The 17,764-nt window shown below is 32.4% G+C and carries 25 protein-coding genes; 15 read left to right on the top strand and 10 right to left on the bottom strand.

Translation table 11 applies throughout. The features are described 5' to 3' along the window. Nucleotides 1-6: 6 nt before the first annotated feature. The 10 genes from Q0Y61_RS06255 (at nucleotide 7) to Q0Y61_RS06210 (ending at nucleotide 9,412) form a co-directional block, all read left to right on the top strand. Nucleotides 7-213, top strand: coding sequence for a hypothetical protein (locus Q0Y61_RS06255; RefSeq protein ID WP_297813067.1), 207 nt, complete (start codon nucleotides 7-9; stop codon nucleotides 211-213). A 10-nt stretch (nucleotides 214-223) separates the two neighbouring features. Next, nucleotides 224-1,210: an ATPase, T2SS/T4P/T4SS family gene (locus Q0Y61_RS06250; protein WP_297813064.1), complete on the top strand. Its 987-nt coding sequence runs from the start codon at nucleotides 224-226 to the stop codon at nucleotides 1,208-1,210. Between the two features lie 4 nt (nucleotides 1,211-1,214). Beyond that, on the top strand, nucleotides 1,215-1,619 hold the full coding sequence (gene mobC, locus Q0Y61_RS06245) for a plasmid mobilization relaxosome protein MobC (protein WP_297813060.1): 405 nt from the start codon (nucleotides 1,215-1,217) through the stop codon (nucleotides 1,617-1,619). After that, entirely contained in the window at nucleotides 1,619-3,964 is a 2,346-nt protein-coding gene (locus tag Q0Y61_RS06240; protein ID WP_297813057.1) for a type IV secretory system conjugative DNA transfer family protein, read from the top strand. Before mobC ends, Q0Y61_RS06240 begins: the two co-directional genes overlap by 1 nt. A gap of 118 nt (nucleotides 3,965-4,082) precedes the next feature. Then, nucleotides 4,083-4,307: a hypothetical protein gene (locus Q0Y61_RS06235; protein ID WP_297813054.1), complete on the top strand. Its 225-nt coding sequence runs from the start codon at nucleotides 4,083-4,085 to the stop codon at nucleotides 4,305-4,307. An 88-nt stretch (nucleotides 4,308-4,395) separates the two neighbouring features. Next, complete coding sequence (locus Q0Y61_RS06230) at nucleotides 4,396-5,229, top strand: hypothetical protein (protein WP_297813051.1); 834 nt, start codon at nucleotides 4,396-4,398, stop codon at nucleotides 5,227-5,229. Between the two features lie 90 nt (nucleotides 5,230-5,319). Further along, nucleotides 5,320-5,613 (top strand): hypothetical protein, encoded by a 294-nt coding sequence (locus Q0Y61_RS06225; RefSeq protein WP_297813048.1) that lies wholly within the window; start codon nucleotides 5,320-5,322, stop codon nucleotides 5,611-5,613. Then, entirely contained in the window at nucleotides 5,614-6,756 is a 1,143-nt protein-coding gene (locus Q0Y61_RS06220) for a type IV secretion system protein (RefSeq protein WP_297813045.1), read from the top strand. A gap of 21 nt (nucleotides 6,757-6,777) precedes the next feature. Further along, a complete protein-coding gene (locus tag Q0Y61_RS06215) occupies nucleotides 6,778-8,739 on the top strand; it encodes a type IA DNA topoisomerase (RefSeq protein ID WP_297813042.1) in 1,962 nt (653 codons plus the stop codon). A 181-nt stretch (nucleotides 8,740-8,920) separates the two neighbouring features. Continuing rightward, complete coding sequence (locus Q0Y61_RS06210) at nucleotides 8,921-9,412, top strand: single-stranded DNA-binding protein (RefSeq protein ID WP_297813039.1); 492 nt, start codon at nucleotides 8,921-8,923, stop codon at nucleotides 9,410-9,412. Nucleotides 9,413-9,459: 47 nt separating this feature from the next. On the opposite strand, the gene Q0Y61_RS06205 is transcribed toward Q0Y61_RS06210, so the two are convergent. Beyond that, complete coding sequence (locus tag Q0Y61_RS06205; RefSeq protein WP_297813036.1) at nucleotides 9,460-9,858, bottom strand: hypothetical protein; 399 nt, start codon at nucleotides 9,856-9,858, stop codon at nucleotides 9,460-9,462. A gap of 275 nt (nucleotides 9,859-10,133) precedes the next feature. Here Q0Y61_RS06205 and Q0Y61_RS06200 point away from each other — a divergent pair, with 275 nt between their 5' ends. From Q0Y61_RS06200 to Q0Y61_RS06180, 5 genes are all read left to right on the top strand, one after another. Further along, on the top strand, nucleotides 10,134-10,541 hold the full coding sequence (locus Q0Y61_RS06200; RefSeq protein WP_297813033.1) for a hypothetical protein: 408 nt from the start codon (nucleotides 10,134-10,136) through the stop codon (nucleotides 10,539-10,541). After that, nucleotides 10,541-10,747: a hypothetical protein gene (locus Q0Y61_RS06195; RefSeq protein ID WP_297813031.1), complete on the top strand. Its 207-nt coding sequence runs from the start codon at nucleotides 10,541-10,543 to the stop codon at nucleotides 10,745-10,747. The genes Q0Y61_RS06200 and Q0Y61_RS06195 overlap by 1 nt, the downstream gene beginning before the upstream one ends. Further along, a complete protein-coding gene (locus Q0Y61_RS06190) occupies nucleotides 10,744-11,097 on the top strand; it encodes a hypothetical protein (protein ID WP_297813028.1) in 354 nt (117 codons plus the stop codon). Before Q0Y61_RS06195 ends, Q0Y61_RS06190 begins: the two co-directional genes overlap by 4 nt. 77 nt (nucleotides 11,098-11,174) lie before the next feature. Continuing rightward, the gene (locus Q0Y61_RS06185) at nucleotides 11,175-11,843 is read left to right on the top strand and encodes a ParA family protein (RefSeq protein ID WP_297813025.1); all 669 of its coding nucleotides are present in this window, start codon (nucleotides 11,175-11,177) and stop codon (nucleotides 11,841-11,843) included. Next, on the top strand, nucleotides 11,836-12,066 hold the full coding sequence (locus Q0Y61_RS06180; RefSeq protein ID WP_297813021.1) for a ribbon-helix-helix domain-containing protein: 231 nt from the start codon (nucleotides 11,836-11,838) through the stop codon (nucleotides 12,064-12,066). Before Q0Y61_RS06185 ends, Q0Y61_RS06180 begins: the two co-directional genes overlap by 8 nt. A gap of 7 nt (nucleotides 12,067-12,073) precedes the next feature. Here Q0Y61_RS06180 and Q0Y61_RS06175 read toward each other — a convergent pair whose 3' ends face one another. Genes Q0Y61_RS06175 through Q0Y61_RS06135 form a run of 9 tightly spaced genes read right to left on the bottom strand, consistent with a single transcriptional unit; the run spans nucleotide 12,074 to nucleotide 17,266 of the window. Next, complete coding sequence (locus Q0Y61_RS06175) at nucleotides 12,074-12,238, bottom strand: hypothetical protein (protein ID WP_297813018.1); 165 nt, start codon at nucleotides 12,236-12,238, stop codon at nucleotides 12,074-12,076. Further along, entirely contained in the window at nucleotides 12,235-12,492 is a 258-nt protein-coding gene (locus tag Q0Y61_RS06170) for a hypothetical protein (protein ID WP_297813015.1), read from the bottom strand. The genes Q0Y61_RS06175 and Q0Y61_RS06170 overlap by 4 nt, the downstream gene beginning before the upstream one ends. Continuing rightward, nucleotides 12,489-13,940: a PcfJ domain-containing protein gene (locus Q0Y61_RS06165; protein WP_297813011.1), complete on the bottom strand. Its 1,452-nt coding sequence runs from the start codon at nucleotides 13,938-13,940 to the stop codon at nucleotides 12,489-12,491. The genes Q0Y61_RS06170 and Q0Y61_RS06165 overlap by 4 nt, the downstream gene beginning before the upstream one ends. Before the next feature lie 2 nt (nucleotides 13,941-13,942). After that, on the bottom strand, nucleotides 13,943-14,350 hold the full coding sequence (locus Q0Y61_RS06160; protein WP_297813008.1) for a YopX family protein: 408 nt from the start codon (nucleotides 14,348-14,350) through the stop codon (nucleotides 13,943-13,945). A 4-nt stretch (nucleotides 14,351-14,354) separates the two neighbouring features. Then, nucleotides 14,355-14,660, bottom strand: a complete 306-nt coding sequence (locus Q0Y61_RS06155) for a hypothetical protein (protein WP_297813005.1) — start codon at nucleotides 14,658-14,660, stop codon at nucleotides 14,355-14,357. 3 nt (nucleotides 14,661-14,663) lie between these two features. Continuing rightward, nucleotides 14,664-15,131 (bottom strand): SAM-dependent methyltransferase, encoded by a 468-nt coding sequence (locus Q0Y61_RS06150; protein WP_297813001.1) that lies wholly within the window; start codon nucleotides 15,129-15,131, stop codon nucleotides 14,664-14,666. Beyond that, complete coding sequence (locus Q0Y61_RS06145; RefSeq protein WP_297812998.1) at nucleotides 15,132-16,112, bottom strand: hypothetical protein; 981 nt, start codon at nucleotides 16,110-16,112, stop codon at nucleotides 15,132-15,134. It abuts the gene before it with no gap. Nucleotides 16,113-16,123: 11 nt separating this feature from the next. Next, a complete protein-coding gene (locus Q0Y61_RS06140; protein WP_297812996.1) occupies nucleotides 16,124-16,414 on the bottom strand; it encodes a hypothetical protein in 291 nt (96 codons plus the stop codon). Nucleotides 16,415-16,429: 15 nt separating this feature from the next. After that, entirely contained in the window at nucleotides 16,430-17,266 is an 837-nt protein-coding gene (locus Q0Y61_RS06135) for a replication initiation protein (protein ID WP_297812994.1), read from the bottom strand. Between the last annotated feature and the right edge of the window lie 498 nt (nucleotides 17,267-17,764).

Below are 17,764 nucleotides of genomic sequence, written 5' to 3'. Positions count from 1 at the left end.
GAAAATATGAATTTTGAAAATGTAACAGAATTTATTAACACTATGTATCAAAACAACAAAACACTTGAAAGAAAAAAAGAATCTCTTTTAAAGTTGGTGAAACAGATTCAAAAAGATGAAGCAAAACTGCATTCGCAAAAGATAAAAGCACAGAAAATATTAGAAGAAATCCTCGCTTTAGAGAAAAAAACCAACGAAGAAAATGCGCAGTAAAGCTTAGAATATGACAAACATTGAAGTAATTAAAGAATCACAAGAGATTAGCGGGATTCTAAAGACATTGCTTACCTATTTGGATAAATATTTAGATAGGACGCAAAATGGAAATGCCAATGAATTAATTGTCAATAGAGAATTTGAAATATGTCTTGATAAAGGCACACAATGGGAATATATCCACGATGAGAAGCTCAATATATTCTTTTTGGATAGCTTTGTTAAAGAGTTAGCTACAAGAAGAGGATTGAATTTTAATAAGGATAATCCCACCTTATCGTGTGAATTGCCAGCTCCTTATCTAAGATATAGATTGCAAGCGCAACACGAAAGTGTTTTATATAACACAAAAATAGGAATGTCAATAAGGATTCCAAGCAACCAGCGTTTTGCATTAGAAAACTTCGTTTTGAGTGAGAATTGCATAAAACAAGGTTGGGATTACGAAAAGATTAAACAGCTCGTGCGCGACCATAAGAGTATTTTAATTAGTGGAGGAACAGGCACAGGCAAAACGAGTTTTTTAAATGCCTTAGCTAGTGAAATAGATTCAAATGAAAGAATTGTAACCATAGAGGATTCGCAAGAATTATCTCTTGCTAATCAAAATATTTTACAACTTGCAGTGCCAAAGATAGAAACCAATAAATACAGCTACAAAATGGCAATAGACAATGCCTTGAGATTAAGACCCGATAGATTATTGTTAGGGGAAATTGATATGCGTAATACTTTGCCTTTTCTTAGGGCTTCTAATACAGGACACGAGGGAAATTTAAGCACTCTCCACGCAAATAATCCAAAGGACGCTATTAAAGCCATTGGGATTAATGTAACACTAGGCGGTGGAATGCAAAATCCCGACACTAAAATGCTTAATTCCTACATTGCAAGTGGTGTGGATTATATCATTCAGATTAAACGCATACAAAATCAAAGAGTGGTAGCAGAGATTCTAAATCTCAAAGAAATAGACATTAATAGCATAGAGTAGAAAAATGAAAAAAGAAATCAAAAGCACAAGAGTAGGATTTTACCTTAATGAAAACGACCAAAAAATGCTACAAAGCTTAAAGAATCGCAAAGGCATTACAAAAAATGCAGTCATTAGAGAAATGATTAAAGAAAACTACTTCAGGGAGGACGATTCTCAAGAAAGCAAGAATATCTCTTATTTGATTATGCTCAATAAAACTTTCATTGACAATATCCACCGCATAGGAAGTAATATTAATCAAATTGCCTATCATCTCAATGCAGGCAAGGAATCAAATAGCCAAATAGAAAGTATTGTGAAAAATATGAATGAGATTAAAGCTATTCTTGCAGAATATAAAGAAGTTTTAAAAAAAGACAAAATCCACAATCTTTTTAAACAACCAAAATATAAGAGGGCAAAATAATGGGTAAAAAAATCACATTGAAACAATGGCTCTTAGGCTTATTTGTTTGTATTGTTCTTGGAATCATCTTTTTCTTTGCTTCTGTTAAATATATCTTTAATCCTAATTTTGCAGATATTTTTCACACAGGATTCTTGTTGCTCCAAAACTTAACAAGTGGTAAATTAAAATTTAAAGCCTATTTAACCATTCTTTTTGCGCTTATGCCTTTGGGTGTTTTAATTGTGTATTTCTTTATTCATAGCAGCAAAGGCTTGGAAGATTATGGTAATGCTTCCTTTGCAAAAAAAGAGGATTTCGCAAAAATGGGAATTAACAACGAACAAGGCTTGATGCTAGGTTGTTTGCACAAGAAAAATGGTGAAATAGAACAATTCTTAAGGTGTGTAAGCCCGCTATCTTGCTTGATTGTTGCTCCGCCGGGAACGGGTAAAACTGCTTCTATTGCTTTGCCCAATCTCTTTACTCTTGTTTGCTCTGTGGTAGTTTTAGACATTAAAGGAGAACTTTTTTATCTTAGCGCAGGATATAGACAGCAAAAATTTGGACATAGAATTTTGCGATTCTCTCCCCTTTATCCTAGTGAAAATACAATGTTTTTTAATCCTTTTGATAAAAAAGTGATTGTAGATATGGATTATGTCAAGATGAAACAACTTGCAGACCAAATCGCAGGAACAATTTTTGTAGGTGAAAAAGGTAAAGAAAACGACCATTGGATTGTCAGTGCCAAAACATTATTTACTTTCTTTGCTACTTATTTTATGCAAAAAAATAAGCATACAAGTTTAGGAGAGATTGCTCAAGCCCCTAAAAAAGATTTTTATGAGGTAATTCCTGATGACATTAAATTGCAATTTGGACTAGCAACGCAGGACGAATTTACGCAAAAACTCAAAAGAGACCTCTCTAAAGATTCAAGTAAAGCCTTTTTTAAAGCAGTTGCAAATGATGAGAGTTTGCACGACATTACAAGAAATCAAGCTAATGCTTATACCATTGTCGCAGACAATGAATTTGCAAGTGTGAAATCTACCTTTGACACTTTTATGGCTGTATTTCAGAATCCCAATGTAGATAATGCGACTTCAAAAATGAGCTTTGATTACTATGATTTAAGAAAAGAAAAAATTAGTTGCTACATTGTAATTCAAACAGAGGATATTGATATTCTAGCTCCTCTAATTAGAATCTTTGTAGAGACAATGTTTAAAAAATTGATGAGTGGAGAGGGAAATTCTGACCCCAATAAATTTATTTATTTTATTGGTGATGAATTTGTGCGTTTTGGGAAAATGCCATTTTTATTAGAAGCTCCTGCGCTTTGTAGAAGTTATGGATTGATTCCAATCTACATTACACAAAGCTATGAGCAGATAAAAAAATACTATGGTGAAGATGATTTGAATATCTTAAGAAGCAATGTTGGCTACCAAGTTGTCTTTACGATGAACTCTGCAAAAGACGCCGAAGAGTTAAGCAAAATGATAGGCAAATTTACAAGAAAGAAGATTTCACGCTCGCAGGGCAATTTGGATTTAATTAAATCTAGTGATTCTACTTCAAGCGAGGGATATGAGCTTGTCCCAGCACAAGATATTTTAAATATGCCTAACACAGATATTTTAATTCTAGTGCGTGGATTTGTGAAACACCCTATTAAAGCAAAAGTGAATTATTGGTTTAAAAATCCACAATGGAGTGGCGCAGATAAAATTCCTCTAAAATCTAATGAGGAAATAGAAAAAGAAAAAAACGAACAAGAACTCCAAAAAACAGAAGCAGAAAAGGAGCAAATAGAAACTGAAAGTGAAAGCGCAAGAAAATCTTATATGCAAGTTGTCAATGAAAATCCATTTCCAACTAAAGAGAATAATGAATCACAAAGAGTGAATCCTTATGTGCAAATCGTAATAGATAAAAATGAACTAAAAGCACAGCAAATCCTAGCGAGCAGAAAAAGACAAGAAGCAATAAGACAAGAATTGCAAGAAGAACAGAAAGTGTTAGACACAATTCAACCTTTTACAGAAAAGGAAAAACAAGAAATTATCCGACAAACACAAGAAATAAATACAGAAAATCCGCAAACAGAGGAGAAATTAGAGAACACAGAAACAGAGCAAACTTCAAAAGATAAAATTGCTTATATTGAAAAGGCGTTAGGGGAAAATGGATATAAAACTTTCTTGCTTCACTTAGCCTCCCCTGATGATTTGGACACTACTCCAACCGAAATTAAACTAGAGCAAATGAGAAATCTAATGGCAGAAAATAAAATTCCAATCAACACAATTAAAGACATTATCCAAGAAATTAAAAACAAGGAAGCAGAAGAGCCTTAAGGAGAATCTTAAGGTTTGCGATAATAGTAAGCTAAAATAAGTCTAACCTAAGTATTAGATTTATTTTAGCCTATGTTTATCCCTGAATGTAGGCTAAAAAAATTTTAAAGGAGCAAAAATGCCAACTGAAGATTCTAAATCAACAGCAGAGGAAAAACCGCTTAAGCTATTTAATCCATACGAGAAATACACTCCCGATGAGATTAGAGCATTTAATGAAACTTATTTTGAGCATTTGCTGCAAGAAACACAAATAAGCGGATTAGAGCCAACTTCTGATTATGACAAGGAGGGTAATCCAATAGAATATTTGGAAGTTAAGAGCGGAGACCAAAGCGAGTAATTTTGTTTAGTATTTTGGACACTTTAGATTTCGTGAATCTTGATACTTTAGATTTTAAAATCTTGATACTTTAGATAAGGAGAATATTATGCCAGCAGTAGAAGAAACAGCAGTCGCAGAACCCAAAAAAAGAATAGATTGGGAAAAAGCAACCAATGCCGAAAGATTGGAAAATGTCAATAAAGGAAAAGTTGCGATTATCTCACACGCAATGTATGCGACAAGAGATAAACTATTCTTGAATCAGCCAATGACACAGGACAAAATGGATAAAACCATTCCTTATGATGTCGCAACAGGTAAGCCTTTTATGGGATTAAATAATGCTTTATTAAGAACATTTGCTAATGGAAATGGCTATAAGAGCAATGATTTCATTGAGATTAAAGACGCTTGGAAATTAGGAGGAGAACTTAAAAGCTACAAAGGTATCACAAAAGAGGGCGAACCTTATGACAAAAAACCGCCTTGTTACCGCTTGGAGTATATGGCTACTTGGGAACTAAGGGATAAAATTGACCCAAAAACCAATAAGCCAATGACGGCAGTTAGTGAAAAAACAGGGCGAACCTATGTCGTGAAAGAGCGGGTGGATTTGCCAGAGCCAAAACTGCAAACCAAATCACTTTACCATATTAGCGAATTTAAAGGGCTTGATAAGAGCCAATTTAAAGAGCGCGATATGAATGCGATTAAAAATTACAGAGAAAAACTAGCAAATGGTATCGCCAATGGACTACCAAATCTCCAAAGAATTGGTATTGAAGGTGTTGTCGCGGATTCTTTAATGCGTTTTATCAATGCGCAGAATAAAGGACAAGAATATACGCCAACCCAAGCACATATCAATATGATTAACAAAGCGCAATTTCAAACACAAGAGAAAGCGCAAGAAAAAGAAAATCAAGGGAGAGGGCGATAATTTGTTAAGTATTTCTTAGAGAATCAGCCAAGAGTTTTTTAGAATCTTTAAAGGAGCATTTGCTTCCTTTAAACGAACAAAAGGAAAAGAATGTTACTTAATTTTTTAAATTTTTTAGGATTAAACGAAACAAATCCCACAAAAACAAACCAAATCACAACACAAGAAACCAAAGAAAATATTAAAAAAAGAGATATTCCTTATAAATTAGAATTAGATTCTATCCCTTTACAAAAGACGACAACAAAGCGCGTTACTCAAGTAGAGGGTAATGCCATAATAGAAAAAGAAATCATCACAACACAAACTTGTAATGGAGAATCCATACAAGAAAAAACACAAACAAACATTCTTTCAACACAAACTTTTTCAAAAGGAATCTAAATGGGAGAGGAAAGTGCAAAAGGCTTATTTGAATCACTTTTTGGACAATTACACGAAATTGCTTCCAATCTCGTGGGTATGATTTATGGTGTAGGACAAGCAATATTTTTTAATGGATTGGCTTATTCTTTTATAGGATTAATTGCGATTTTTTGGCTCATCAAAAGATTGCATAAGGGCGGAATTGACAAAGAAGACGCTTACCAAGCTTTGATTTGGATAGTCATTGTAAGCATTGTTTATGTCATAATGAGAAACGAGGGGGCTTATTATGAGTTTCTGAATTTGCTAGATTTGCCTATCAATTATGTTTCTGCCATTACTGCTCAAAGTTTTGGAAGCACAGATTTTGCGACAAGTTTTGGAAATGGGATTGATACTTTAAATAATGGAATGAGCGCGATATACGAAAGTTTATTCAAATATTTTAAAAAACAAGGTAAAGGAGTTATGTTTGATGACCCTACATTTATCAGTGCCATATATGCAGGCATTTATATGTTCTTTTGGGGATTAATGTGGCTAACCTATATGATTTTAATCCTAGCTATTACTTCCATTTGTATCGTTACAAAGTTTATGGCAACAATCATTTTGTCCATTGCGCCTATTGTGATTCCTTGCTTAATGATGAATCAACTAAGGGGATATTTTTTCTCTTGGTTGAAGCTTTATCTTTCTTATTCTATGTATGCGCCGATTGCAATGATTATAGGCAATTTCCCTATGGTAGCATTGAATAAAGTAGAGTTAATACCAGATAATGCTTCACAACTAGAGCAAGTCATTGCAAGTTTAACATTTATATTTTTCAAGCCTTTAGGATTGATGATAGTTGCAGTCATTGCAATTATGATTTTAATGAAAGTTCCAAGTTGGGTAAATCAAATTTTAGGCACTCAAAATGACGATGCAGTAGGATTAGCACCTCTAAAAGCCGCGGGTTCTGCGGTTACAACAGGTGCAATGACAGGGGGAGCAGGATTAATAGCAGGAGCAGGAATCAAAACAGCATTAGGAAGAGGCTTAACATCAATGTTACCTATGGGACAAACTGCAACAAAATTATATGATGGTTTTAAAAAGAGCCAAAGTGGCATAAGTAATGGAAAAACAAGTGCTACTTCTGATTTTTTTAAATAAATTCAATAAAAAGGAGATAGAATGAATTTAAGCAATGCGCTTATCATCATTGAAAGCCCAAATAAAGTGGAAAAAATCCAAAAAATCACAGGTGCAAAAGTCATTGCAACCGCAGGACACTTTAAAGGTTTAACGCAAGATTTTTTAAAAGATTTTGATAGTTATGAGCCAATTTTTGACTTTACCGATGATAGAAAAAAGAAAAATATCTTTAATGCCATAAAAGAATCAGAGGGCAAAGAGGTTTATATCGCCACAGACCCAGACAGAGAGGGCTACGCTATTGGTTACTTTTTTTATCAAATGCTGAAAAACAAAAAACCAAAGAGCATTAAAAGAGCAGAATTTTTTGAGATTACAGAAAGTGGGATTGATAAAGGTATCTGTAATGCGATTCCATTTTCACAAAGCAATATGAAAATGTTTGAAAGTTGGAAAGCAAGGGCAGTAGGGGATAAATTAGTAGGCTTTATTCTAAGTTCAAAATATTCGGGAGTATTTAAAGAAAAAATTAGTGTAGGTAGAGTGCAAACTCCTGTATTAGCCTTAATCGTGCAAAGACAACGAGAAATTGAAGCTTATGAGAAACTGCCCTTAAAAGAAAAGGTGGATTATAAAATTAAAGCAATTTCTAGTAAAAATGGTAAAGAATTTTATCTAATAAACAACAATCTTTACAATGATAAGCAAGAGGCTCTTTCTATCATTAATGATTTGCCAAATATTGCAAAGTGCTACGAAATTGAAAGCAAAGAGACTAAGAGTAGTCCCAAAGCCCCCCTTAGAACTTCGCAACTCCAAGAGTTTGCCTCTAAGACTTTAGGAATCTCTACAAGTAGAGTAATGGAATGCGCACAAGCCTTGTTTGAAAAAGGACTAATAACCTATCATCGCACGGATTCCAATGCGCTTTCCAAAGAGTTTTTGGACGAATTACAATCTTATCTAAGCAATGAGGAATGGTATCAAAGACGAGAATATAAAGCAGGAGAACAAAGCCAAGCAGAAGCACACGAAGCGATTAGAATCACACATTACCACTCACAGAGCCAAATAGAATCTCTAATTCAAGAATCCAATATCAAACAAGAACTTCAAGGAGATTGTAAATCTCTTTATACACTCATCTATCAAAATACAATTCTTTCGCAGGCAAAAGATTGTATTAACTCCATTACAGACTACACCTTTACGATTAAAGCAATGCTTTTTCACATTAAAAGCACAAAATGCTTGTATAAAGGCTTTAAGGGCGTGTTTGCAGAAGAAATAAGCGAAGAGGAGGAAGATAAAGAGATTCAAGAAGTAGAGTTTAGCGAGGGAGAAGAGATTGCCATTGCTAAACTTGATACGCAAGAGGTAAAGAAAAAAGCTCCAAGCTCCTATAAAGAAAGTAACTTCATCTCCCTTTTAGAAAAAAATGGAATAGGGCGACCTAGCACCTATGCGACCTATCTCCCTACTTTAATAGAGAGAAGCTATATTATTTTAGAGAAAAAAGGCAAAGAAAGCATTATTATTCCTACACAAAAAGGAATTAGCCTTATTGAAACGCTAAACAACAAAGAGGAATGGATTACAAAAGCCCAATTCACTAAAGAAATGGAAAATGTCTTAGATTGTATTGCAAAAGGAGAATTACAATATACAGACTTCATACGACCTCTACACCAAAAAATGGAATTTGCTCCCATTAACGAAAAAGACACAAAACCAAGCGAAAAACAAATAGCCTATGCAGAAAAACTAGCAAAAGAACAGGGCATAGAGATTCCAAAAGAGATATATGAGGATTCTAAAGAGTGTAGTGCTTTGATTGAAAAACTAAAAAAGACTAAAGCTCCTAAACCACCAAGCGAAAAACAAATCAAACTAGCAGAGGATTTAGCAAATAAAAATAATCTGGAATTACCAAAAGGCTACAAAGATGATTATCAAGTGTGTTCCGCATTCATTGACAAATGCTTTAAAAGCAAAAAATAAGAATATTCCACGCAGAATCAAATATCGCGCGTGGAATAGGGTGAATGGAATCGTAATGACAATTTTCAAGCTATTATAAAATATTAAAAAATAGTTTTTAATGTTTTTAAAATTTTTTAAAATATTTTTAACTATTTTTTAACATTTTATAATGTTAAAAAATATTTTTAAAGGATAGTAAATGAATATCGTAACACTCTGTGGATATTTAGGTAATGAATGGGAGAGCAACATAAGCACTGAAGCAAATGGCGAAAAATGGTTTGCAAGAAATGTCCTTGCAATCTCTAAGGCTTGGACAAACAAGAAAGGACAAAAAGTAGAGCAAACTTCGTGGATTCCAATCGTGATATTTGGTAAAAATGCAAAAACAGCAGTAACTTACACAACAAAAGGAAATGGTTTTCTTTTAAATGGAGAGTTGATGACAGAGCTTTATCAAGTAACAGACGAAGCAACAGGAGAAATTAAAAATAGGCAGTCGTGGCAAGTGATTGTGAAACAATTTGATTTAAAGGCGAGCAACAATAAAAAGCCAATGGATACTGAAGTGCAAGAGGAAGAGGATAAAAGCATAAAAGCAAGCGGGGATATAGAAATCGCTTATCACGATGAAAAGGGTAATGTGATTCCGATTCCAAATCCGATTCCGCAACCAATGCAACCTGCATAATATTAAATGTTTGGAGGAAAAGGAGAAGGAGGGATTCCTCCTTTTATTTAGTGCAATCCTTGTGTTTTATCAACAATATAAGGGCAAGAATTACCTTTTTTTGTATTAAGGCATTCTACATAGATAAGCTTATAGTCTGTATCGCTTTTGTAGGCAAAAATCATATCTACATATTGCTTTGTTTTATCTTGTGTCATTTCTGCTACAAAATCTCTTGAGCGCACAAAAGCTTTTTCTCCTAGTTTTAAGAATGGAACACTTTTTAAAGATTCATAAGAATATAGTTTATAATCAGGATATTTTTCTTGCACTTGCTTTACTCCATAATCATAAAGCTCACTATTATAGCCATTATTTTTAAGCGCGACTAATCCATTATCCCCACACGCTACAAAAAAACTCGTAATACCTGCTAATAGCAGCAGTTTAAAATGATTTTTCATCATTTCTTTTCCTTTATTTTGAAATTTGAATGAGCGAAATTATATAGAATCAATACTAAATAGCGTTTTAAAGTTTGCTTGGTATCTATGTATGTTATGTATGGGGAATACCCCTTAAAAAAGGGAAAAAAGTTTGTTGTTAGTTTATTGTTGTTGTGGGGGCGGGATTATCACAGAAAAAATACTTTTTTTATTGTAAAAATATATTAAAAAACTTGATTTTTTAGTTTTTTTATTGTATAATTATAACATAAAAATTAAAAAGAAAGGTTGTAAAAATGGGAAATAGGTGTGTCATTACAAACAAAGAGAAAACAAGGGCGATTTATCAACATTGGAATGGTGGAATGGATAGTATAGAGCCACTCTTAAAAGTGGCACGAAGTTTGGGGGGCGGATTTGATAAGCTCTCTGAAATTTCTTTTAAGGTATTTGATGGCGAGGAAATAAACTATGAGGAAGCGGATACTGATAATGGGGATAATGGAGTGTATATCGTAAATGACGATTTGGAGATTATCGGTAGAGAGTATCAGCGATACCCTGAACAAAGAGAACACGACCCTTTAGAAATGGTGCTTTTCATTTATCTTAGCTTTAAACTTGGTGATGATTCAGAGGTTAGAAAAATGCTTGATTTGTTTAAAGAGCTGCAAAAAGAATCGCGAAACAAAAAGGGGCAATAATGCGCAGAAAAGAAAGTTATTACTTGCAGTTGCAAAAGGAGTTTCAAAGCTTCTTGCAAACTTTGGAGAATCAAGAGCTTTTTCTTTTAAAGTCGGTTGTTTGCACGAAAGCCTTTAAGGAATACTTGAAAGAAAAAGAAATAAACAAGAGGATTCCCTCTTTGTTTAAATATTATGGAATTGACACAAAGGAGGCTATGCAATGAAAGAGGGCTATAATATACAGGCGATATTACAAACAAATTCAAACTTTTCTGAATCTCAAAATCGCTACTTTTCAACAATCATCGGACATAATTTACAAAATCATTCTATCATCATTAAAGAATGTGAAAAAGAAAAGATTTTGCATTATTTTCAAGAGGCTTTCAAGCTAGATTTTATTGATATGGTAAGATTTGAAGACAGGGAGCTTGGAGTTTTAATAAAGCTTAATGAGGAATATCGGCTAATCAAATTTCTTGAAACGCCTTTTGATGATGATAGCGTTACAGAAATGAAGCAAAGGCTAGAGAAAATAATTTTGAAAGAAATAGAGATTAATAAAATATTTTAAAATGTTAATAACATTTTATAATGTTTTAAAACATTATAAAATATTTATTTATATAATTTCAAATTAAAGGAGTAAAAATGGTTTTTTCCATTTGTAACGAAAAAGGCGGTAGCGGCAAAACAACTTTTGCCATTAATCTTGCAACCAAGTTAAACGAGCAGGGCAAATGCCTTGTAATAGACCTAGACCCACAAAAGAGCGTTAGTGCATTCCTTTCTTTCAGAGAGAAAAAAAATATGCCTTTTGATTTTAAAAGCAGTCATAGCAAAGAATTACAAGAGCTCATCAAACAAGCAAGAAAAAGCTATCAAAATATTGTAATAGATACAGGGGGTAGGGATTCTGCCGAAATGCGTAGTGCGATGATTTATAGTGATATTTGCATTATTCCGACTATCCCTAATGGTTTAGATGTGGTGGTTTTAGATAAAATGTTAGAATACCTCAAAGAAGCCAAAAAGATAAATGGGAATTTAAAGGGCGTAGTTGCTATTACAAAAGCTACAACGAATCCATTTTTGCATTATAAAATAGGGGAATTTCAAGACTTTATCAAGAATAAAAACACCCAAAATGATTTTTTCTTATTAAAAAATATCCTCTTTGAGCGAGAAGCCTTAAAAGAAGCAATCTTGCAGGGTAAAGGCATTGTGGAAGAGGGAATCAAAAATTCCAAAAGAGCAAGAGAGGATTTTCTAAAAGTTTTTCAAGAATTAATGGAGATAAGCGAGGTGAGCAATGAATAAATTTGAATCCAAAAACAAAGAAATCAAAGAAAGCGAAGTGGAAAATTTCATTAGCAAAAAATCGGCAAATAGAGGACGAAAGCCAATTAATCAGGAGAAAAAGAAAACAAAGATTGTAAGCCTTTATTTCTCTGAAAGTGATTATCAAATCATCAAAGAAAAAGCGGAAAAAAAGCGATTAAGCGTTAGTCAATATATTGCTTCAAAAGTTTTTGAGGAATAGGGGGATGTCATTTTTTACCCCCTTTATCCCTTAAAGTTATTTTTTGTTTTAGAGTATAAAAAACTACAATACAACAATAGCTTAAGGGAATCAAAATTCCAATTCCATAGCCTAGAATCACATTTTCTAACGCTTCAGATGTCTGCCTTAAGGCTTCTGCTATTTGTTTCATTTTTTACTCCCTTTATCCTTATCCTTTAAAACCATTAGTTCCTTAACGCCTATGTGTTCAGCTATCAAACTTATTAAGAAGTCATACTTTTTTGCTTTTGCATAATTCTCTAACCACGAATCTACCCAAGCAGAAGTTTGATTCTTTTGATTCCAATTCGCTACTGTTTGATAAGGCATTCCGATAATGGTGGCAAATTCTTTTTTTGTGAGATTTAGCTCTGTAAGCCTTTTCTTAAAAGATTCTATTTTCATTTTTGATACTCCTTTAATTTAAGATTCGCATTGATTCTTTCTAACTCCTTTTGCACATAAGAATAAATCTCCTCTGTTGGTTCTACATTATGCTTTCCTTTCATCTCATAGAGGATAAATTTCTCTTTCTTTTTTGAAATCTCTAAGGTGTAATCTCCTTGATAGTCTAAATGATAGATTGCACTTGTGCCTCTATTGACTTTATCTTTTCGTGTATAAACACAATTATTTTGCTTCTCTCCTTGTAAAAAAAGCTCTCTTTCTGTTTTAAGCAGTTTAAAGTTTTTAGGTAGCTTCAAATGGATAAAAGATTGATGAATTTTTAATTTTTTACTTTTTGTAATCTTACTTTCATTGAGTTTTTTGATTAGTAAATCGTGTTCTTGACTAATTCTTTGGGGAGATTGGATTTTAAGATTAATCTTTGACTTCGTCTCATAGATTAACTTTGTATAATCTTTCAATATAAATTCATTATTGTAGTATTTGTATTCCTCACCTCTTAATTGGATTGTTTTAAGTAAGTAATAATAATAGAGGTTTAAGACTTTAAATTTCTTTCTTTTGTAAAAAATATCACAAGTTCGTTCAAAAAAAGCTTCATCAGATTTTATTTTAGGGCAATCTTTGCTTAATACAAATTGATAGAATTTGTTTTGTTCTTTTTCCTCTATGAATTGTAAAAAGATTCCAAAGGATAGAGCAGTGAATAAATCTAGCTTGTTAAGATTAAAAGGGATTTTAAGATTTAAGGCTGATTCTACAAAGTCTTGGATAGTATGAGATTCTTTTAATAGATTAAAATCTACTTTGAGATAAGATAAAAGAAAAGTGGGCAATAAATTCAAATCTTTAAGAATAGGAGTATGGATTCTTTGTAAAAAGCAATTTCTTAAAATTTCATCACCAAAGAGATAATCGCATTCTTTTGTTTTAAAAATTTTTGTGTTAAATTGTTTTATGGATTCCCCATTTTCTCTTTTCCACTTTTTGTAGATTTTAAAAACACATTCGTTGTTTTCTTTGAGGATAATAAATTTTCTCTCCTCTATTTTAGATTCTACAAAAGTAGATTTTTCTTTTTTTAGGAAAACTTGGTTTTCACTAAGCAAAATATCTTTTGTTTGTATATCATAGCGGAGAGAATAAAAAAGGATTTTGCGTTCTTGTATTTCATTAATCCCAAAACTAAACCTTAAGTTTTTATTTGCCTCTAAGATTTTTTCTAAATAATCAAAGAGAGAATTGGGAATTAGATGCAATTCAAGATTTAAAGTGCAAGAATATCTAAAAATAGAATAATTTCCTTTTGTGCTTTCTACAAAAGACATAAAAAGCTCATCTTTTTGCCATTCTCTTAGAATAGGGAACTCTCCTAAGAGATTTTCATCAATGGAGCTAAAATCTAAGGGTTTGTAAGACTGAATGAGATTCTGAATCTTTTGCATTGTTAATTCTCTAAAGATTCTAGTAACTCTGGGTTTTCGTGGATATTACCTAGAATTGTATAATGTTCTGAATGTCTAAATAGCGTTATCGGTATTATGTTGCATTCTTTCTCATCTATGGCATTAAAACAACCATTTTTAAAAGATATAACAAAACGATATATTTCCTCATCTTTACCAAATCTTACTATATCTCCCTCATAAATCTTTGCAAGATTCTTATCTTTAAAGCCTGTGAATAATTCAATTTCTAATTCATCTTGTGGCAAGCAAGGATTATCATTTTTTGGGTTGGTATAGCCGATATGTCCAAAAGCATTTATATAAATCTCACTTCCTTTAAACTCTGGAGGTAAATATTTTTTATCATAGTAGCTCCATACTCTAAAATCTAATTTTGTCGGTATCATTTTTCTACCCCTTTATATCCAAAACAATTCTTTGTTTTTCTAATTCCTCTTGATTGTCTGCGACAATTTCTACTTTCCCATCACTTAAATCTAATTCACTTCTGAATTCTTTACATATACCCCTAAGCATTTCTGCAGTGAAAATCTTAGTTTTAAAATCTAGAACAAGGTCGTGAATTTGATTTTCTCTATCATCTTTTAGCTCCCAAATGCTTAGCGTTTCTATTTTATTGGTTTTTGGATTTTCGCCTAGACAAGCACCTGTTTTCTCTAATGTGGCAACCAATTTATTGTTTTGATAGAATTTCATTATTTACTCCTTATAAAACACGCAAAAGTGTGAGGTTTTGGAAGTCTTTTGCATAAGCAAGGGTTCTTGATTGAAGCACTTTAGAATCTCACTTAGTGCAATTTGTGCTTCACTCCACTTAAAAATCAAAGTTCCATTGCTCTTAAGCACTCGCATACATTCACAAAATCCCTTAGCTAAATCCTTGCGATAGGATTTATCAAGCTTCCCATATTTTTGCACCATAAAGGATTTTTGGCTTCCTCTTAGAATATGCGGAGGGTCAAAAATCACTAAATAAAAACTTTCATTTTCAAAGGGTAAATCTCTAAAATCTACAATCCTATCGGGTTTAACGCTAAACTTTTCGTCTTTACCCACTTTTTTAAAGGTGGTTTCAAAGAATCTTTTGTCGCAAAACAGCACATTAGGATTCTCTTTATCCGCATAAAACATTCTGCCACCACAGCACACATCAAGGATAGGCTTCATTTATCGTCCTCTACCTAAAGATTGTTCTTTGTCTTGTATAGGCTTAGGTTTTTCTAATGTTTTTGATTCTCTTTTAGGTGGCAAAACCTTGTCTTGCACTTTATTTGCTTCTTGATTTTGCGTTTTAGATTGTATTTGTTCTTGAGTTTTAGGATTCTCTTTTGTTTCTCTTTGTAGAATCCTATCTACTTCTTTTTTAACTTGCTCTATGGGCAAATGATACTCTTTAGCAATTTGTTCTATTGTGTATTGAATCGTTTTCTCTGTTCTGAATCCTTTATCTGCATTCAAAATCTCCTCATAATTAGGAGGAGCAATTTCTTGAGATTGCGATTGTGTATTTGAAGTTATTTCATTTTGTGGATTCTTTATGTTTGGAGCAAGAGTTGCTCCGCTTTTTTGATAAGCTTTGAGTGCTTGTTGTCTGTAAGGTTCAGATTGCTTGTGTTGCTCCTCAAATTTTTTGTTTAATTCTAATGCTTTTATTCTCTCTAAGGGAGTTAATTCTTGTTGCCATATTTTGCTGTCATAGAATTGATAAAGTTCCCTATCTCTTCTCCTAATTTCATCGTTTCTTGCAATCTCTTTTCCTCTTCTGCTAGTCTCTGCTCTGCTTCTATTCTCGCTCTCCTCGCTTCTGCTAATTTCTCTTCCTCTTCTTGTAATCTCTGCTCTGCTTCCTGCCTGTAAATCCTCGCTTTCTCTGCTCTCTGCTCTGCTTCTATTCTCTCTTTCCTTGATAATTCCTCTAACTCGCTCAAGGAATATAGTGGAACATTCTCGTAATGTGCTTGTCTTAAAATTGGTTCTTGCATTTTCAATCTCCTTGTTATAGTCTAATGCTGCAAATGGTTTTGCAGAGTAGGGTTCTGTGAAATAAAATAGATTCTTATTGTTTTTATCTTGTTCTATTTTATATTTTGTTTCTGATTCTAACTCTTTAATCCTTAAGAGTAATTCAAAGCTTGGCTCTTGATTCATTTTTCTCCTTTTTAAAATAGATTAGGTTGCTTCAATTGCAATCCACTCTTATGGTTGTATAGATATGTTTCCTCTTTGTGTCCATTTAATAAAAACAATTCTTGAGAGGATTCTGCTACTAAGATGATTTCTTGTGTTTTATAATTCAAAGAATGTAGAGATTTCTCACAAAAAGAAATGAGATTCTCTTGTTGTTCTTTTTTCTTATGAAAAGTGTTTTGCAGAGAATCTTCAAGACAAAACATATCTTGCATTTCTCTTACCTCTAACAAAAGATTTCTTTCTTTGTCTAATAGCTTCATTGTTCTTCCTTTCATCTAAGATTCCACATTATTTGCTTCCACAAAAGAAAGCTTGTAAGCTACGATATTATGCGTAACTTTATTATTGGTGGTTACTTTGTTTTCTTTGATAGTTTCACAGATGAGTTTGTTTTCAAAATAGGGGTTTCCTAAATAGTTTTTCCCATTTAATTCTTTAAGAGCAGGGGAGAGGTAGAATTGTTTAATCCTTGAGGACTTTAACCTTTCTTCTGCCCTGTGGCTTTCTTGAATATCCATAATGTTTTCTAAAAGAAAGGAATTAACAACCCAACTCTTGCTCTTGCTTCTTTCAATTTGCTTGGCGATTCTATAAAGGTTTTTGGAGTGTTTGGAGCTAATAAAAGAAAATTCCTCTAATGAAAAAGCTACGAGATTGTATTCTTGAATATTGTTAAAGAATCTAACTGCTTCGGGAGTAATTTTTACATTGATAAATTTTAGGATTCCATTTTCATAGTGCGAGCTGATATTGAATAAAGTAATGCGATATAAATCAGTGGTTTTGCCATTAATCACATAGTTTTTGATAAACGAAGTTTGCAGTTTCTCACAGAAAGATTCTATATTAGCTAAAAGACGATTCTTGTTTTTGAATCTCGTTCCATTGGAATCAATTAAATTGATTAGCTCATTAATTTCAAACTTTACAATCTTTTTACTTTTGTTATATACTTTTTTCACAATAAAAAATAATATATCCATATCAATTTTGGTAAAGTTTTTGAGTGCAACTTGATTAAAGATAGAACTGAATCTTACAATATCTTTAGATTTTTCTTTTGATTTGTAATTAGTTTTAGAAGTTAAATTTAAATCTGCTTGAAAGTTCATATTAAATCTTTTAACCTTATAATATATCAGAAATATTGTCTTAAAAAAAAGTTTGAAAATTATAGTTTTCAATACAAAATTATCAAAAAACATTGGTGGTAAAAATTAGCGGAAAAATAAATTGTGATAATTGCATTTGAGAGAGTGTTAGCCACAGGTTTGAACCCCTGCAGTTGTAATTTAAGCCCTTAATTTATAGAAGAGTTAAAATGATTATCTGTAAAATCATCGTTGTAATTATACTGCTTTGTATTATCGCATTATTTTTAAGTTTTTGCATTTTTTTCAAAATTTTGTCTAAACTCTCTAATCTTTTTCAAAATTAATCCGATATAATCACATAGCTAAACCACAAAAGGTTAGCTAAAAGTTCTTTTATTCTTAAGTGTTGTTTTAACAAGCTGGGTTTGACTTGAGATTCTATGGTTTTATACAATAAAAAGTTTGAAAACTATAATTTTCAACACAAAACAAAACTTCATTAAATCCAACACTTTA

This window comes from uncultured Helicobacter sp., assembly GCF_947367035.1.
In the GTDB taxonomy this organism is placed as follows: Bacteria; Campylobacterota; Campylobacteria; order Campylobacterales; family Helicobacteraceae; genus Helicobacter_D.
Note: the sequence above shows the minus strand (reverse complement) of the source record. Positions and strands in the feature narration are given on the sequence as shown.

Excerpts from the sequence above, each read along its gene's own strand:
- Q0Y61_RS06250 (WP_297813064.1), top strand. The coding sequence starts at position 224 with ATGACAAACATTGAAGTAATTAAAGAATCACAAGAGATTAGCGGGATT.
- Q0Y61_RS06200 (WP_297813033.1), top strand. The coding sequence starts at position 10,134 with ATGGGAAATAGGTGTGTCATTACAAACAAAGAGAAAACAAGGGCGATT.
- Q0Y61_RS06165 (WP_297813011.1), bottom strand. The coding sequence starts at position 13,940 with ATGCAAAAGATTCAGAATCTCATTCAGTCTTACAAACCCTTAGATTTT.
- Q0Y61_RS06230 (WP_297813051.1), top strand. The coding sequence starts at position 4,396 with ATGCCAGCAGTAGAAGAAACAGCAGTCGCAGAACCCAAAAAAAGAATA.
- Q0Y61_RS06205 (WP_297813036.1), bottom strand. The coding sequence starts at position 9,858 with ATGATGAAAAATCATTTTAAACTGCTGCTATTAGCAGGTATTACGAGT.
- Q0Y61_RS06135 (WP_297812994.1), bottom strand. The coding sequence starts at position 17,266 with ATGAACTTTCAAGCAGATTTAAATTTAACTTCTAAAACTAATTACAAA.
- Q0Y61_RS06255 (WP_297813067.1), top strand. The coding sequence starts at position 7 with ATGAATTTTGAAAATGTAACAGAATTTATTAACACTATGTATCAAAAC.
- Q0Y61_RS06220 (WP_297813045.1), top strand. The coding sequence starts at position 5,614 with ATGGGAGAGGAAAGTGCAAAAGGCTTATTTGAATCACTTTTTGGACAA.
- Q0Y61_RS06215 (WP_297813042.1), top strand. The coding sequence starts at position 6,778 with ATGAATTTAAGCAATGCGCTTATCATCATTGAAAGCCCAAATAAAGTG.
- Q0Y61_RS06240 (WP_297813057.1), top strand. The coding sequence starts at position 1,619 with ATGGGTAAAAAAATCACATTGAAACAATGGCTCTTAGGCTTATTTGTT.
- Q0Y61_RS06225 (WP_297813048.1), top strand. The coding sequence starts at position 5,320 with ATGTTACTTAATTTTTTAAATTTTTTAGGATTAAACGAAACAAATCCC.
- Q0Y61_RS06155 (WP_297813005.1), bottom strand. The coding sequence starts at position 14,660 with ATGAAATTCTATCAAAACAATAAATTGGTTGCCACATTAGAGAAAACA.
- Q0Y61_RS06235 (WP_297813054.1), top strand. The coding sequence starts at position 4,083 with ATGCCAACTGAAGATTCTAAATCAACAGCAGAGGAAAAACCGCTTAAG.
- Q0Y61_RS06140 (WP_297812996.1), bottom strand. The coding sequence starts at position 16,414 with ATGAAGCTATTAGACAAAGAAAGAAATCTTTTGTTAGAGGTAAGAGAA.
- Q0Y61_RS06190 (WP_297813028.1), top strand. The coding sequence starts at position 10,744 with ATGAAAGAGGGCTATAATATACAGGCGATATTACAAACAAATTCAAAC.
- Q0Y61_RS06180 (WP_297813021.1), top strand. The coding sequence starts at position 11,836 with ATGAATAAATTTGAATCCAAAAACAAAGAAATCAAAGAAAGCGAAGTG.
- Q0Y61_RS06145 (WP_297812998.1), bottom strand. The coding sequence starts at position 16,112 with ATGAATCAAGAGCCAAGCTTTGAATTACTCTTAAGGATTAAAGAGTTA.
- Q0Y61_RS06150 (WP_297813001.1), bottom strand. The coding sequence starts at position 15,131 with ATGAAGCCTATCCTTGATGTGTGCTGTGGTGGCAGAATGTTTTATGCG.
- Q0Y61_RS06175 (WP_297813018.1), bottom strand. The coding sequence starts at position 12,238 with ATGAAACAAATAGCAGAAGCCTTAAGGCAGACATCTGAAGCGTTAGAA.
- Q0Y61_RS06195 (WP_297813031.1), top strand. The coding sequence starts at position 10,541 with ATGCGCAGAAAAGAAAGTTATTACTTGCAGTTGCAAAAGGAGTTTCAA.
- Q0Y61_RS06210 (WP_297813039.1), top strand. The coding sequence starts at position 8,921 with ATGAATATCGTAACACTCTGTGGATATTTAGGTAATGAATGGGAGAGC.
- Q0Y61_RS06170 (WP_297813015.1), bottom strand. The coding sequence starts at position 12,492 with ATGAAAATAGAATCTTTTAAGAAAAGGCTTACAGAGCTAAATCTCACA.
- Q0Y61_RS06160 (WP_297813008.1), bottom strand. The coding sequence starts at position 14,350 with ATGATACCGACAAAATTAGATTTTAGAGTATGGAGCTACTATGATAAA.
- mobC (WP_297813060.1), top strand. The coding sequence starts at position 1,215 with ATGAAAAAAGAAATCAAAAGCACAAGAGTAGGATTTTACCTTAATGAA.
- Q0Y61_RS06185 (WP_297813025.1), top strand. The coding sequence starts at position 11,175 with ATGGTTTTTTCCATTTGTAACGAAAAAGGCGGTAGCGGCAAAACAACT.